Consider the following 15,497-nt stretch of genomic DNA (forward strand, 5'->3'; position numbering starts at 1 on the left):
CGTGAACCTCGTTCCGCGGCCGCTGGACCGGATCCGGTCGATCAAGCTGAAGCTGGCGATCCTGATGGTCGCCTCGGGCGGCGTCGCGTTCGCGTTCTTCAACTGGCAGATCGGCTGGCTGCCACCGCGGACCACGCTCACGGCGATGGTGCTGGCCCTGGTGTTGTCGCAGGTCCTGGCCCACGGCATGACCCGGCCGCTGCGCGAGATGACGGCGGCGGCGCGCGCGATGGCCAAGGGCGACTACACGCGGCGCATCCGCGCGACCACCCGCGACGAGGTGGGGACGCTGGCCCGCGCGTTCAACCAGATGGCAGGCGACCTCGGCGACGCGGACCGGCAGCGCCGTGAGCTGGTGGCGAACGTGTCCCACGAGCTGCGCACACCGATCACAGCGTTGAGCGGAGTGCTCGAGAACCTCGTCGACGGCGTCGAGGACCCGGACCCGGCGACGCTGAAGACGGCGTTGCAGCAGACCGAGCGCCTGGCGACGTTGGTGGACGAGCTGCTGGACCTGTCGCGCCTGGACGCGGGGGCGATCCCGCTGCACAAGACGACGTTCCCGGTGGCGGAGCTGCTGTCGGAGGCGGTGTCCGAGGCCGCGTTGGTGCGCGGGGTGAGCTTCGAGGTGTCGGTGTCCCCGCCGGACGCGACGGTGTTCGCGGACCGCGGCCGGCTGTTCCAGGTGGTGGCGAACCTCCTGGAGAACGCGGCCCGCCACGGCCCGGCGGGCGGCTCGGTCCGCGTGACGGCGGAGGTGCGCCCGGGCGAGGTGCGCATCGAGGTGTGCGACGAGGGCCCGGGCATCGCCCCGGCCGACCGGGTCCGGGTGTTCGAGCGCTTCACGCGCGGTGAGCGTCCGACCGGGGGCGGGACGGGGCTGGGGCTGGCGATCGCCCGGTGGGCCGTGGATCTGCACGGCGGGACCATCGGGGTCGTGGATTCGGCGCCGGGGTGCCGGATCCGGGTCAGTCTTCCGACGGTTTAGCGCTCTTCGGTTCGGGTGGCCGGTTGACACGCTGCGGTTATTTGCAAAAGCGAACATGTGTGCGGGAAATGCTGACGAGAGAGCAGGCGAGATGCCGAAGAGCAGGTTTGGTGAGCCCGGGGAGTCGGGCGTGCCGCGGGGGAAACGGCGGCCGGGAGCCGCGGCAGGCGCGGTCGATGTGGCGGGAGGGGAGGCTGGTGTCTCGGTTGGTGGGCGCGCCGATGGTGGGGGAGGCTCGGCGGGCGGGGGAGGCTCGGCGGGCGGTGACGCCTCGGGCGGTGGGGTCGCCGGTGGTAGGGAAGGCTCGCCGGGCGCGGGCGCGGGCGGTGGCGGTGGTGCCTCGGTTGGTGGGCGCGCCGGTGGTAGGGAAGGCTCGGCGGTCGGTGGCGCCTCGGTCGGCGTGGCGGATGGCAAGCCGTCCGGCGGACCTCTGCGTCCTGATGGGGTTTTCGCCGGAGCGCCGGCGGGCGGGGTCGCCGTAGCCGCGCCTCCTCTTCTCCTCCGGCCCCTCCCGCCGCCGAAGTCGGTCGTGGTTCCTCTTCCTCCCGCCGTCCTTCCCGCTGCCGGGCTCGCCGGAGTAGCCGCCGCCCTCGTTCTCCCCGTCGATCGGCCCGGGATCGGCTGGCTTCTGTCCGGGATCGCCGTCACAGCAGCCGTTTTTGTCGCCGATCGGCGGTCAAGGGACCAAAGCGCCGCTCAACCCTTCACCTGGGCGAGCGCCGGCTGGGCGCTCCTCACCCTCGCCCTCCTCGGCATGGGCGCAGTCCGCGCTTCCGGGTGGCTCTTCGTCCTCTGCGTCCTCGCCGCCGCCGTCACCGGATCCCTTGCCGTGGTTGGGAAGCGGACTGTCAACACCTTCCTCTACGACATGTTCGCCGTGCCCGTCGAAGCTCTCCGCGCGATCCCATGGGCCGGGCGCGGGGTCGGGCGGTTCACCGCCCGCCGGGACGGCGTCGCGCGCCGGATCGCTCTGGCCGTGCTGGCGACCGCCGCGATCGTGGCCGTTTTTGTCCCGCTGCTGGCCAGCGCCGACGCCGCCTTCGCCGCCATCGTCAACGCCATGATCCCCGACCTGAGCCTCGCGACCCTCGTGCGCTGGTGCCTCGTGTTCGCCGCTGTCGCACTACTGGTCTCCGGCGCTTGTTACTTCCTCGCCGCGCCACCGCAAAGGTCTCCCCGCGACCGTCCACGAAGGACAAAACACGGTCTGGAATGGACGGTCCCGCTCACTGTTCTCGTCCTGCTCTTCAGCGTCTTCGTCGGCGTCCGGCTGGTCGTGCTCTTCGGCGGCACCGAATACGTCCTGCGCACCAGCAACCTGACCGCGGCCGAGTACGCCCGCAGCGGCTTCTGGCAGCTGTGCGCCGTCACCGTCCTGACGCTCGCCATCGTCACCGCGGCCCTGCGCTGGGCGCCGGACACGACCAGGGGCGACCGGCTCCGCCAGCGCGTCCTGCTGGGGGCGCTCAGTGCGCTGAGCCTGGTGCTCGTCGGGTCGGCGTTGAGTCGCATGTGGACCTACCAGCAGGCCTACGGCTTCACCGTGCTCCGGCTGCTCGTCGAGGTCTGCGAGCTCTGGTTCGGCGCTGTGTTCGTGCTGGTGTGCGCGTCGCTGGTCAAGCTGCGCTCGACCTGGCTGCCCCGCGCCGCGATCGGCACCGCGGCCGCGGCGCTGCTGACGCTGGCCGTCCTCGATCCCGAACGGCTCATCGCGAACGAGAACCTCGACCGCGCCGCCGCCGGCGAGCCCCTGGACCACGACTACCTCGCGGGCTTCTCCGCCGACGTCGTCCCGGTGGTGTCGGCGCGGCTGCCGGAACCGCTGCGGACGTGCGTGCTGCGGCAGGTCCTCGACGGCGACACGCCGGACGGCTGGCCCGCCTGGAACCTGAGCCGCGCCTCGGCGCGGGACGTCCCGCTCGGCCGGTGCACCTGAACCGAACCGGGGTCCGTTGCGTAATGAACAACGGTGCGCGGAAGTCACCGGGTCGTCGTGGGGGCGGCCCGGCGGCTTCCGCGCCCCCGGCATTCAGAACGCGAAGACGTCGTCCGAATCGCGGTTGGCGACGCAGCGGTTCGGGAACGTGGCGCGGAACGAAACCGGCTTGCCGCGCCAGGAACCGACCACCGTGACGTCGACCGGGGCGTAGATCAGCGTGCACGCCTGGTGCCGCGGCGTGATCTTCGTGAAGTCGCCGCCGGCGCCGGAGAGGACCGCGCACGCGTTGTCGCGCTTCGGGTGCGTGCCGCCGGTCGGGTCGCAGGTCAGCACCACCGAGCCGATCCGGTTGGCGGTGTCGTGGCTGCTGAGCTGCAGCGTCGACGCCGGCGGCTGCGCGGGCGCGAGGCAGCTCAGGCTCATCAGGCAGGCAGCAAGGGGGAGGAGGGCCATATCGGTTCCATCGGCAGCCCGGACCCGATCACTGTGCTCCCCGTCCGGGTGAGTCTTCTTCGCTCGGCCGGGTGATGTCGAGGGCCAGCAGCGCGACGTACAGCGAGAGCATCGACTCCGGGTCCTCCAGCCGGACGCCGAGGACCTGCTCGATCCGGGCGAGCTGCTGGTAGTACGCCGTCCGTGAGGTGTGCACCGCGACGGCCGCCGCGGACTTGTTGCCACCTTGCGCGCAATAGTGCCGCAACGCCTGCACCAGCCGGCTGCCCGAAGCCGCGTCGCGCTGCAGCAGCGGCCCGAGCTCCCGCACCGCGAACGCCGTGACCCGCTCGTCGCCCGCCAGCAGGTGCAGCAGGCCCCGCAGCCGGACGTCGGAGAGCCGGTGCACCACCCGCTCCTCGCCCGACCCCAGGGCCGCGGCCGCGACCTGCCCGGCTTCCAGCAGCGTGCGGCCCGCTTCGGCCGGCGTCAGCACCGTCGTGCCGACCGCCAGCACGCCCGGCGCGCTGCCGCGGGCCTCGTGGACGTCGGTGGCGAGCCGGTGCAGCACGGTGTCGGCGTTCGCCTCCGGGGACAGCGCGAGCAGCGCCCGGACGCCGAGGTCGTCGGTCGCCACCAGCGCCGACACCTTCGCGCGGCGCGCCGCGAGCACTGTCGCCTCGGCCAGCTCGCGCAGCACCGGCGGCGTGGAAAGCGCGGGACGGTTGCCGGCCAGGCGTGGCCGCACCGCCAGCCCGACCAGCTGCCGCCCGGTGAGCGGCACGGCCAGCGCCGAGGCGCGCGCCAGCAGCTCCGCCGACGGCGCCGGCGAGGTCAGCAGCTCGGCGAGCACCGCGCGGTGGGCCTGCCGTTCGAGCCCGTCGGTCTCCTTGGCGACCAGCCGGTGCACGGCCAGCGCGGACGCGGCCCGCTCGGCGACCACCCGGTGGCGGTGTGGTGGCGGGTCCGCGCAGACGACGACCAGCCGTCCCCAGTCGTGCCCGCGCGCGCCGACCACGGTGACCAGCCAGCCCGACCCGGGGTGGTAGCCGGTCCGCTCGCCGACCTGGACCACGCGCGAACGGCCCGGCCAGCCGGCCAGCAGCTCGGCCGGGTCGGCGCCCGCCGCGTCGTAGGCGAGCACCTCGTGCGCCAGCGTCTCCAGCACCACCGGCTGCTCGGTCAGCCGGGCGACCTCGGCCAGCACGACGCCGGGTTCGGCGCCCGCGACCGTCAGCGCGGTGAACGTCTCGTGCACCCGCTCGGCGGCGCGCAGCTCGGCGACCTGGGCGTCGACGATCTGGCCGTTCACCGCCTCGGTGACGCTCACGTACCGCGTCTCGCGCGAGAGCGTGACCAGCGGCAGGCCGTGTTCCTCGGCCGCCTCGACCAGGGCGGCGGGCAGCTTGTCGCTCCAGTGCCGGACCAGCTCGATCACCAGGCCGGCCGCGCCGACCCCGGCCAGGTCGGCGACGTACCGGGCCAGCGACGGGCCGTCGTCGGGCAGCGCGACGCCGGTCGTCAGCACCAGCTCGCCGCCGCGCAGCAGGTGCGCGATGTCGGCGATCTCGGCGACGTGCGCCCAGCGCACCGGCGCGTCCAGGCCGGCGACCCCGGCGACCACGTGCGGGCGCCCCTGGCGCAGCACCGGCAGCGCGAGCACCTCGGCGACGGTCGGGTACATGGCTCCTCGCGAATGATCGGCAGGGACAGACTGTACGGCCGGGACGCGGAGTCCGTACACGTTGTCGATGGCGTCCGCGTGGCGCGCGCCCGGACACTCGCAGGAGACGTCCCCGACCGAAGGAGCGCACCGTCGTGACCGACCGCATCACCCACTGGATCGACGGCAAGCTGTTCGCGGGGCCGACCGAGCGCTCCGGCGAAGTGTTCGACCCCGCCACCGGTGAGGTCCGGGGCCAGGTCGACTTCGCCGGGCAGGCGGAGGTCGACGAGGCCGTCGCCGCCGCGGCGGCCGCGCTGCCGGGCTGGCGCGGGACGTCGCTCGCCGGGCGGACGCGGGTGCTGTTCGCCTTCCGCGAGCTGCTCTCCGCCCGCAAGCACGAGCTGGCCAAGATCGTCACGAGCGAGCACGGCAAGGTCGAGTCGGACGCGGCGGGCGAGATCGCGCGCGCGATCGAGAACGTCGAGTTCGCGTGCGGCGCCGCGCAGCTGTTGAAGGGCGGTTTCAGCGAGAACGCCTCGACCGGCGTCGACGTCTACTCGATCGCCCAGCCGCTCGGCGTGGTCGGGGTGATCTCGCCGTTCAACTTCCCGGCCATGGTGCCGCTGTGGTTCGTCCCCAACGCGCTGGCCTGCGGAAACACCGTCGTGCTCAAGCCGAGTGAAAAGGACCCGTCGGCGGCGGTGTTCCTCGCGGAGCTGTTCGCCGAAGCCGGCCTGCCCGCGGGCGTGCTCAACGTGCTGCACGGCGACAAGGTCGCCGTCGACGGGCTGCTGGAGCACCCGGACGTCAAGGCGATCTCGTTCGTCGGGTCGACGCCGATCGCGCGCTACGTCTACGAAACCGGCACCCGCAACGGCAAGCGCGTGCAGGCCCTCGGCGGCGCGAAGAACCACATGGTCGTGCTGCCGGACGCCGACCTCGACCTGGCCGCCGACGCCGCGGTGTCGGCCGGCTTCGGCTCGGCGGGCGAGCGCTGCATGGCGGTGTCGGTGGTCGTGGCCGTCGACCCGGTCGGCGACGAGCTGGTCGCGAAGATCGCCGAGCGGATCTCCCGGCTGAAGGTCGGCGACGGCCGTGACCCGTCGTCGGAGATGGGACCGCTGGTGACCGCCGCGCACCACCGGCGCGTCGAGTCCTATGTGGACGCCGGGGTCGAGGCGGGCGCGTCGCTCGTGGTCGACGGCCGGGGCGTCGAGGTGCCCGGTTCGTCGGACGGCTTCTGGCTCGGCCCGACGCTGTTCGACCACGTCCGCCCGGAGATGTCGATCTACACCGACGAGATCTTCGGCCCGGTGCTGGCGGTCGCGCGCACGGCGTCCTACGACGACGCGCTGGCGCTGATCAACGCGAACCCGTACGGCAACGGCACGGCGATCTTCACCGGCGACGGCGCGGCGGCGCGGCGGTTCCAGAACGAGGTCGAGGTCGGCATGGTGGGCGTCAACGTGCCCATCCCGGTCCCGGTCGGCTACTACTCGTTCGGCGGCTGGAAGGACTCGCTGTTCGGCGACAGCCACGCGTACGGGCCGGAGGGGTTCCACTTCTTCACGCGGACGAAGGTCGTGACCTCGCGCTGGCCGGACCACTCGCACGCCGGGGTGAACCTGGGCTTCCCGCGCAACTCCTGAGGACGACCTGCGCCGAGCGTTCTGGCCTGACCCTTGCTGCCGGCGCCGGGTTCGACGCGCTCTCCGGGGCCGTGCCGCGCTGAGCCGCCCGCGTTGAGCACCTCTCGCTCAGGTTTCCGTAAACTCGGGATGAGCAGCGAGCGAAGTGGGTGAGGAACCGGTGGCCAACGCGGACGAACGCCGCTTCGACGTGCTGCGCGCGATCGTGGCCGACTACGTCTCCAACCAGGAGCCGGTCGGGTCCAAGGCGATCGTCGAGCGGCACAACCTGGGCGTTTCGAGCGCCACCGTGCGCAACGACATGGCCACCCTCGAAGAAGAGGGCTACATCACCCAGCCGCACACCAGCGCCGGCCGGGTGCCGACCGACAAGGGCTACCGGCTCTTCGTCGACCGGCTCTCCGAGATCAAGCCCCTGAGCGCCGCCGAGCGCCGGGCCATCACCACCTTCCTCGACAGCGGCACCGACCTCGACGACGTCCTCCGCCGCTCGGTGCGGCTGCTCGCGCAGCTGACCCGGCAGGTCGCCGTCGTCCAGTACCCGATGCTGACCAACGCCAAGGTGCGCCACCTCGAGGTGGTGCCGCTCACCCCGGCGCGGCTGATGCTGGTGCTGATCGCCGACAACGGCCGGGTCGACCAGCGCACGGTCGACCTCGGCGACGTCGTCACCGAAGACGACGTCGCCCGGCTGCGGTCCGTGCTCAACACGGCCATGTCCGGCCGGCGGCTCAACGAAGCGGCGGCGCGCGTCGCCGAGCTGCCCGACCAGGCGCCCGGCGGGCTGCGCGACGCGCTCATCCGCGTCACCACGGTCCTCGTCGAGTCACTGGCCGAACACCCCGAAGAACGCCTGGTCCTGGGCGGCACCGCGAACCTCACGCGCAACGTCGCCGACTTCCCGGGATCACTGCGCCAGGTCCTCGAAGCCCTCGAGGAACAGGTCGTCGTGCTGAAGCTCCTGGCCGCCGCGCGCAACCCCGGTGCGATCACGGTCCGCATCGGTGAGGAAAATGAAGACGAGCAGATGCGCAGCACCTCGGTCGTGTCCATCGGGTACGGCCAGGACATGGTGCTCGGCGGCATGGGGGTGGTCGGCCCGACCCGGATGGACTACCCCGGCACGATCGCCGCGGTGCGCGCGGTCGCCAACTACGTGGGGCAGATCCTGCACGGCCGCTGAGCCGGGCAGAGCAGAAGGAGAAGCAGAGACGGTGGCGAGGGACTACTACGGCATCCTCGGGGTGGCGAAGAACGCGAGCGACCAGGACATCAAGCGCGCGTACCGGAAGCTGGCCAGGGAGCTGCACCCCGACGTCAACCCGTCGGAAGACGCCCAGCACCGGTTCGGCGAGGTCACGACGGCCTACGAGGTGCTGTCCGACCCGCAGAAGCGCAAGATCGTCGACCTCGGCGGCGACCCGATGGACGGCGGCGCGCGCGGCGGGGGAGGCGGCGACCCGTTCGCCGGGTTCGGCGGCCTCGGCGACATCATGGACGCGTTCTTCGGCGCCGCGGGCGGCGGTGGCGGCGGCCGCGGGCGCGGTCCGCGCAGCCGCGTCCAGCCCGGCTCCGACGCCCTCATCCGGCTCGGCCTCTCCCTCGAGGAGTGCGCCACCGGGGTCGACAAGGAGATCGCCGTCGACACGGCGATCGTCTGCGACCTCTGCCGCGGCGCCGGCACCACCGAGGGCACCGGCGTCAAGACGTGCGACACCTGCGGCGGCGCCGGCGAGGTCCAGTCCGTGCAGCGGTCCTTCCTGGGCCAGGTCGTCACCGCGCGGCCCTGCCCGGTCTGCCGCGGCTTCGGCGAGGTCATCCCCGACCCCTGCCGCCAGTGCGGCGGCGACGGCCGCATCCGCGCCCGCCGCAACGTCACCGCGAAGATCCCGCCGGGCGTCGGCGACGGCATGCGCATCCGGCTGTCCGGCCAGGGCGAGGTCGGCCCCGGCGGCGGCCCGGCCGGCGACCTGTACGTCGAGATCGACGAGACCCCGCACGAGGTCTTCGTCCGCCAGGGCCACGACCTGCACTGCAACTTCCGCATCCCGATGACCACCGCGGCGCTCGGCGCCACCGTGCCGATCGCGACGCTGGTCGACGGCGACTACGAGCTCGACGTCGAACCGGGCACCCAGCCCAACGCCGAGCTCGTCCTCACCGGCAAGGGCATGCCCCGGCTGCGGTCCTCCGGCCGCGTCGACGGCCGCGGCGACCTGCACGTCCACATCGACGTCGTCGTCCCGACCAAGCTCGACGAAGCCCAGCGCGACCTGCTGGTCGAGCTCGCCCAGCAGCGCGGCGAGGAAGTGCCCACGCTGGCGTCCAACGGCAGCAAGCACGGCGGCCTGTTCTCCAAGCTGCGCGCCAAGAACCACCGCTGACCCGTGCCCGACACCACCCTGCCGGTCTTCCTCGCCGCCTCCGTGCCCGCCTCGGGGAGCACGGTCCTCGACGGCGAGGAAGCCCGGCACGCGGCGACCGTCCGGCGCCTGCGCGCGGGGGAGCGGCTCGTCCTCTCCGACGGCGCCGGCACGATGGCCCGTTGCGTCGTCGACGCCGTCCAGCCGGGCCGAGACGCCCGGCTGAGCCTCACGGTCGAGGAGAGCTGGACCGAGGAACCCCCGGCCCTGCGCGTCGTCGTCGCCCAGGCCCTCGCCAAAGGTGACCGCGGCGAGCTGGCGGTCGAGCTCGCCACCGAAGCCGGCGTCGACGCCATCGTGCCCTGGCGCGCCGCCCGCAGTGTTACCAAATGGGACGACGGCGGCCGCGGCGACAAGGCCCTCGCCCGCTGGCGCGCCACCGCCCGCGCCGCCGCGAAACAAGCCCGCCGCGCCCACGTCCCCGACGTCACCGAACCCGTCGGCACCCGCGAGCTCGCCGGCCTCGCCACGACGATGTCCCTGGTCATCGTCCTCGAATCCGACATCGAGGACCGGCTGGCCGACCTCGAGCTCCCCGACACCGGCGACCTCCTGCTCGTCGTCGGCCCCGAAGGCGGCATCACCGACGAAGAGCTCCACACCCTGCGCGAAGCCGGCGCCCGAGCCGTCCGCCTCGGCACGACGGTCCTGCGCACCTCCACCGCCGCGGCCGTCGCCCTCGGCGCGCTCGGCGCCCTCACCACCCGCTGGCACTGAAAAGATCACCACAAAAAAGAGGCCACATTTTGCGCCCAGTTATGGCGCGATCACACTCCGACCCGTTACTCTCGTTTACTAACGCGCCACGCACCGTTTAGGCGCGCCACTGGGAAGACGCAGACCCCGCCGGGCACCTCCCCCCTCGGTCCGGCGGAGCCGCGGATGCGGTAGATCGACCCCCAGGATCTACCGCTCCGCGGCGTTCCTTCCTCGCTTCGCTCGTTCGGTACGCCTTCGCGTTCGTCGTGTCTTCTGGGGGTCAAACCCCCAGACCCCCAGCCGGGGCTAGCCCCGGACCCCCGCGGGTTTTGTCTTTTCTCTGTTCAAAAGGCGCCTTGCTTTGCTCGGCGGCCTTCGGCCTTCTCGCAGCGTGTGGTTGCGTGCTCGCGGCCTTCGGCCGCCTTGCGTGCCGGGGTCGGTAGGGTTCTTGGCATGAGTGAGGATGAGACCCTCTTTGAGCGGATCATTGCTGGTGAGATTCCTGCTGATGTTGTGTATCAGGATGCTTCCACCTTTGCGTTTCGGGATATTCGGCCTCAGGCGAAGGTGCATGTGCTCGTTGTGCCCAAGACGCGATATCGGAACCTCGGGGAGCTTGCTGCCGCTGATCCCGGCTTGCTGAGTGATGTTGTTGCCACCGCTCGCAAGGTTGCCGAGATCGAGGGCATCGTCTCCAGTGGGTACCGGGTGGTCTTCAACACCGACTCCGATGCCGGGCAGACCGTCTTCCATGTGCACGCCCACGTGCTGGGTGGGGAGCCGCTCGGCTTCTTCGGAGCTCACGAGGGGTGAGTCGGGAAACCGGCCTGCGTCTTGTCGGGGGGTGCCAGTAGCATCGGAGGGGTCCGTAGTCCCTCACCGAGAAAGCAGGGCCGAGGCCACGTGGCCGGAACCGCACCGGGTGGAGCCGCCCGACCCGACGTCCCCGGAGACGTCCCCAAGACCGACGACAGCGCCGCCCAGGCAGCACAGTCCCGGTTCCCGATCCCCGACGCCGCCGCCCTCAGCCTGCTCGGCTCCCGCGACGAGAACCTGCGTGTCGCCGAGGAGCTCCTCGCCGCCGACGTGCACGTGCGCGGCAACGAGGTCACCCTGACCGGCACCCCCGCCGACGTCGCCTTCGCCGAACGCGTCTTCGCCGACCTCGTCACCCTCGCCACCGGCGGGCAGCAGGTCGGCCCGGACACCGTCCGCCGCACCATCGGGATGCTGAGCACCGGCGACGCCTCGCCGGCCGAGGTCCTCAGCCTCAACATCGTCTCCCGCCGCGGCAAGACCATCCGGCCCAAGACGCTCAACCAGAAGCGCTACGTCGACGCCATCGACAAGCACACCGTCGTCTTCGGCATCGGCCCGGCCGGCACCGGCAAGACCTACCTCGCCATGGCCAAGGCCGTCCAGGCCCTCCAGGCCAAGCAGGTCACCCGCATCATCCTGACCCGCCCGGCCGTCGAAGCCGGCGAGCGCCTCGGCTACCTGCCCGGCACGCTCAACGAGAAGATCGACCCCTACCTGCGGCCGCTCTACGACGCGCTGCACGACATGGTCGAGCCCGAGTCGATCCCGCGCCTCATGCAGGCCGGCACCATCGAGATCGCGCCGCTGGCCTACATGCGTGGTAGGACGCTCAATGACGCCTTCATCATCCTCGACGAGGCCCAGAACACCACGCCCGAGCAGATGAAGATGTTCCTCACCCGCCTCGGCCAGGGCTCCAAGATCGTCGTCACCGGTGACGTCACCCAGGTCGACCTCCCCAACGGGCAGCGCAGCGGCCTCCGCGTGGTGCGCGACATCCTCGGCGGCGTCGAAGGGCTCCACTTCTCCGAACTGACCAGCCAGGACGTCGTCCGGCACAAGCTCGTCGGCGACATCGTCGACGCCTACGAGAAGTGGCAGGCCGTGCAGGACGCCCAGGACCAGCAGCAGGGCAACGGCTGGAAGGGCAACCGGCGGTGAGCATCGAGATCGCCAACGAGTCCGGCGTCGACGTCGACGAGACGTCCATCGTCTCGGCGGCCCGCTACGCCCTCGACAAGATGGAGGTCAGCCCGCTCGCCGAGCTGTCCATCCTGCTCGTCACCCTCGACGTCATGGAAGACCTGCACGAACGCTGGATGGACCTGCCCGGGCCCACCGACGTCATGGCCTTCCCGATGGACGAGCTCGACTCCTCCCGCCGCCCGGACGCGCCCGACGCGTCACCGGCGCTGCTCGGGGACATCGTGCTCTGCCCGGCGTTCGCGAAGGACCAGGCCAAGACGGCGGGGCACCGGCTGATCGACGAGCTGCACCTGCTCACCGTGCACGGCTGCCTGCACCTCCTCGGCTACGACCACGCCGAACCCGCCGAGGAACGCGAGATGTTCGCCCTCCAGAAGCGCATCCTCGGCGAGTACCAGGACGCCGTCTCCGCGCTGGAGAAGCGGGACGCCCAGCGCAACACCGACGACCGCGTGCTCGGCATCGCCGGGCTCGACGCGGGCGTCGCGCCGGCCGGGGAGCCACCCACCGGGGAAACGCCCTAGGCGCCAGCCATGGTCCAGCTCCTCTTCGCGATCGCGCTCGTGCTCCTCGCGGGCGTGTTCGCGGCGGCCGACGCCGCCGTCAGCACCGTGTCGCAGGCCCGGGCCGAAGGCCTCGCCCGGCTCGGGCTGCCCGGCGCCCGCCACCTCGCCGCCGTCGTCGCCGAACGCCGCCGGCACATCAACCTGTTGCTCCTGCTGCGCCTCGGCTGCGAGCTCACGGCCACCGTGCTCGTCACCGTGTTCGTCGGCACCCGGCTCCGCCCGCTCGGCGTGGCCGTGCTCGTCGCGGCGGTCGTCATGGTCGTCGTCAGCTACGTCCTCATCGGCGTCGGCCCGCGCACCCTCGGCCGCCAGCACCCCTACCGCATCGGCCGGTACGTCGCCGGGCCGGTCCGCGTCCTCGGTTCGGTCCTCGGGCCGCTGTCCCGGCTGCTGATCCTCATCGGTAACGCCATCACGCCCGGCCAGGGGTTCCGCGAAGGCCCGTTCACCTCCGAGGTCGAGCTGCGCGAGCTCGTCGACATGGCGCAGGAACGCGGCGTCGTGGAGGACTCCGAGCGCGAGATGATCCACTCGGTGTTCGAGCTCGGCGACACCATCGCGCGCGAGGTCATGGTGCCGCGCACCGAGATCGTCTGGATCGAGCGCACCAAGACCGTCCGGCAGGCCCTCGCGCTGGCGCTGCGCACCGGCTTCACCCGGGTCCCGGTGATCGACGAGTCGGTCGACGACATCGTCGGCGTCGTCAACATCAAGGACCTCATGGCCGCGTACATGGACCCGGACGGCCCGAGCACCGTCGTCGACACGCTGATGAACGAAGCCGGCTTCGTCCCCGACTCCAAGCGGCTCGACGAGCTGCTCAAGGAGATGCAGCGCTCGCACAACCACATGGCGATCGCCGTCGACGAGTACGGCGGCACCGCCGGCCTGCTCACCATCGAAGACGTCATCGAGGAGATCGTCGGCGAGATCACCGACGAGTCCGACGGCGACGAGCGCCCCGAGGTCGAGGAGCTCGACGACGGCGCCGTGCGCGTGTCGTCCCGGATGGGCGTCGACGACCTGGGCGAGCTGTTCGGCATCGACCTCGAAGACCACGACGTGGAGACCGTGGGCGGGCTGCTCGCGGAGCGACTGGGTAGGGTCCCGCTACCGGGGGCCGAAGCCGAGGTCGCCGGCCTCCGGCTCTTCGCCGAAGGCGGCAAGGACCGGCGCGGCCGCATGCGGATCACCTCGGTGGTCGTGCACCCGGCCGACGCCGAAGCGATGACCGACCCGGCCGACCGCACCACCCGGCGCCGGACGCGCCTGCCCCACCCCGACGAACGCGACAGGAGCGTCGAACATGCCTGACCTCGAGGCGGAGGACCAGAAGCTGGTCACCCTCGCCCGGTCCTCGCGCGCCCGCATCCAGGCCCCCGAAGGCGCCGCGGTCCGCGACACCGACGGCCGGACCTACGCCGCGGGCACGGTCGACCAGCCGTCGTTCAAGCTCACCGCGCTCCAGGCCGCGGTCGCCGCCGCGCTCTCCAGCGGCGCCGAAGGCATCGAAGCGGCCGCCGTCGTCAGCGAAGAAGGACTGCTCAAGGGCGCGTCCGTGCACGCCGTGCGCGACATCGCGAAGTACGCGCCGATCATCCTCGCCGCCCCGGACGGCACAGTGCTCGAGGTGCTCGAGCGATGACCGAACACCGCTCCGGCTTCGCCTGCTTCGTCGGCCGCCCCAACGCGGGCAAGTCGACGCTGACCAACGCCCTCGTCGGCACCAAGGTCGCGATCACCTCCAGCAAGCCCCAGACCACCCGCCACGCGATCCGCGGCATCGTGCACCGGGAGGACGCCCAGCTCGTCCTCATCGACACCCCCGGCCTGCACCGCCCGCGCACGCTGCTGGGCGAGCGGCTCAACGACATCGTGCACACGACGTGGTCCGAAGTGGACGTTGTCGGCTTCTGCGTGCCGGCCAACGAAAAGATCGGCCCCGGTGACAAGTTCATCGCCGCGGAGCTGCAGAAGATCGCGAAGCGGACGCCGGTCATCGGCATCGTCACCAAGACCGACCTCGTCCAGCCCCAGCAGGTCGCCGAACAGCTCCTGGCGCTGCAGAACGTCATGGAGTTCGCCGAGCTGATCCCGGTGTCCGCAGTGGACGGTTTCCAGGTGGGCGCGCTCGCGGACCTGCTGGTCGGCAAGCTGCCCGAGGGCCCGCAGCTCTACCCGGGTGGCGAGCTCACCGACGAACCCGAGCAGACGCTGGTCGCCGAGCTGATCCGCGAAGCGGCGCTGGAAGGCGTCCGCGACGAGCTGCCGCACTCGATCGCCGTCACCGTCGAGGAGATGCTGCCGCGCGAAGGCCGGGACGACCTCATCGACGTGCACGCGTTCCTCTACGTCGAGCGCCCCAGCCAGAAGGGCATCATCCTCGGGCACAAGGGCGAGCGGCTGCGCGAGGTCGGCGCCACCGCGCGCAAGAACATCGAGGCGCTGCTCGGCTCGAAGGTCTACCTCGACCTGCACATCAAGGTCGCCAAGGAGTGGCAGCGCGACCCCCGTCAGTTACGCCGACTGGGCTTCTGACCCGGCCATTCCCCGCACGGGGGATGATCAGCGGAATTCCTGGTCTCGATTCGGTCGCGGCGGGAGGAATCACCGCACGCGCGACCGCGGCGCCCCCTACAGTCGCGGCTTCGACCACACCGCGGCCGGTCGGGGCGGCCCGCGGAACCGGTGGTCGTCCACGGAGCAAGACGAAGGGGAACAACCGACCATGACCGACAGCCAGGGCATGCCCAACTACCCCGGCGACCAGCCGAACCAGCCCGGCGGCCAGCCGAACTACCCCGGTGGGCAGCCGGGTGGCTACCAGCCGGGCCCGCCCCCGAGCAACAACCTCGTCTGGGCCATCCTCACCACCCTCTTCTGCTGCCTCCCGTTCGGCGTCGTGTCGATCGTGCAGGCCGCGAAGGTGAACGGGCTGTGGGCGCAGGGCCAGACCGCCGCCGCGCAGGAAGCCTCCGACTCCGCCAAGAAGTGGGCGATCATCTCGGCGGTCGTGGGTGTCGCGTGGATCGTGCTGGTCGTCATCCTCTCGATCGCCGGTGTCTTCACCTTCGGCACGACGTCGTCGTCATACTGACGTAGCCGAACAG

General features: G+C 71.7%; 15 protein-coding genes. 13 read left to right on the top strand and 2 right to left on the bottom strand.

Annotated features, from left to right (window positions below; translation table 11 throughout):
• The first annotated feature begins 1 nt into the window (after nt 1).
• Nucleotides 2–988 (top strand): HAMP domain-containing sensor histidine kinase, encoded by a 987-nt coding sequence (locus tag ACZ61C_RS21960; RefSeq protein ID WP_465309508.1) that lies wholly within the window; start codon nt 2–4, stop codon nt 986–988.
• Nucleotides 989–1,517: 529 nt separating this feature from the next.
• Nucleotides 1,518–2,924: a DUF4153 domain-containing protein gene (locus tag ACZ61C_RS21965; protein WP_465309510.1), complete on the top strand. Its 1,407-nt coding sequence runs from the start codon at nt 1,518–1,520 to the stop codon at nt 2,922–2,924.
• 93 nt (nt 2,925–3,017) lie between these two features.
• Here ACZ61C_RS21965 and ACZ61C_RS21970 read toward each other — a convergent pair whose 3' ends face one another.
• Nucleotides 3,018–3,350, bottom strand: a complete 333-nt coding sequence (locus ACZ61C_RS21970) for an SSI family serine proteinase inhibitor (protein WP_465310202.1) — start codon at nt 3,348–3,350, stop codon at nt 3,018–3,020.
• 58 nt (nt 3,351–3,408) lie between these two features.
• The gene (locus ACZ61C_RS21975; protein ID WP_465309512.1) at nt 3,409–5,043 is read right to left on the bottom strand and encodes a PucR family transcriptional regulator; all 1,635 of its coding nucleotides are present in this window, start codon (nt 5,041–5,043) and stop codon (nt 3,409–3,411) included.
• A 134-nt stretch (nt 5,044–5,177) separates the two neighbouring features.
• Here ACZ61C_RS21975 and ACZ61C_RS21980 point away from each other — a divergent pair, with 134 nt between their 5' ends.
• From ACZ61C_RS21980 to ACZ61C_RS22030, 11 genes are all read left to right on the top strand, one after another.
• Nucleotides 5,178–6,674: a CoA-acylating methylmalonate-semialdehyde dehydrogenase gene (locus tag ACZ61C_RS21980; protein WP_465309514.1), complete on the top strand. Its 1,497-nt coding sequence runs from the start codon at nt 5,178–5,180 to the stop codon at nt 6,672–6,674.
• 160 nt (nt 6,675–6,834) lie between these two features.
• Entirely contained in the window at nt 6,835–7,857 is a 1,023-nt protein-coding gene (gene hrcA / locus ACZ61C_RS21985; protein WP_465310203.1) for a heat-inducible transcriptional repressor HrcA, read from the top strand.
• Between the two features lie 31 nt (nt 7,858–7,888).
• Entirely contained in the window at nt 7,889–9,058 is a 1,170-nt protein-coding gene (gene dnaJ / locus ACZ61C_RS21990) for a molecular chaperone DnaJ (RefSeq protein WP_465309516.1), read from the top strand.
• 3 nt (nt 9,059–9,061) lie between these two features.
• Nucleotides 9,062–9,814 (top strand): 16S rRNA (uracil(1498)-N(3))-methyltransferase, encoded by a 753-nt coding sequence (locus ACZ61C_RS21995; RefSeq protein WP_465309518.1) that lies wholly within the window; start codon nt 9,062–9,064, stop codon nt 9,812–9,814.
• A 435-nt stretch (nt 9,815–10,249) separates the two neighbouring features.
• On the top strand, nt 10,250–10,609 hold the full coding sequence (locus ACZ61C_RS22000; protein ID WP_465309520.1) for a histidine triad nucleotide-binding protein: 360 nt from the start codon (nt 10,250–10,252) through the stop codon (nt 10,607–10,609).
• 90 nt (nt 10,610–10,699) lie between these two features.
• Nucleotides 10,700–11,776 (top strand): PhoH family protein, encoded by a 1,077-nt coding sequence (locus ACZ61C_RS22005; RefSeq protein ID WP_465309522.1) that lies wholly within the window; start codon nt 10,700–10,702, stop codon nt 11,774–11,776.
• Nucleotides 11,773–12,345 carry an rRNA maturation RNase YbeY gene (gene ybeY / locus ACZ61C_RS22010; protein WP_465309524.1) on the top strand — a complete coding sequence of 191 codons (573 nt, stop codon included), beginning with the start codon at nt 11,773–11,775 and terminating at the stop codon, nt 12,343–12,345. Before ACZ61C_RS22005 ends, ybeY begins: the two co-directional genes overlap by 4 nt.
• Nucleotides 12,346–12,354: 9 nt before the next feature.
• Complete coding sequence (locus ACZ61C_RS22015; protein WP_465309526.1) at nt 12,355–13,701, top strand: hemolysin family protein; 1,347 nt, start codon at nt 12,355–12,357, stop codon at nt 13,699–13,701.
• Nucleotides 13,694–14,032, top strand: coding sequence for a cytidine deaminase (locus ACZ61C_RS22020; protein ID WP_290060591.1), 339 nt, complete (start codon nt 13,694–13,696; stop codon nt 14,030–14,032). The genes ACZ61C_RS22015 and ACZ61C_RS22020 overlap by 8 nt, the downstream gene beginning before the upstream one ends.
• Nucleotides 14,029–14,925 (top strand): GTPase Era, encoded by an 897-nt coding sequence (era, locus tag ACZ61C_RS22025; protein WP_465309528.1) that lies wholly within the window; start codon nt 14,029–14,031, stop codon nt 14,923–14,925. The genes ACZ61C_RS22020 and era overlap by 4 nt, the downstream gene beginning before the upstream one ends.
• Nucleotides 14,926–15,115: 190 nt before the next feature.
• A complete protein-coding gene (locus ACZ61C_RS22030) occupies nt 15,116–15,484 on the top strand; it encodes a CD225/dispanin family protein (protein WP_465309530.1) in 369 nt (122 codons plus the stop codon).
• The last annotated feature ends 13 nt before the right edge of the window (nt 15,485–15,497 follow it).

It is taken from the genome of Amycolatopsis sp. NPDC104587 (genome assembly GCF_055583645.1).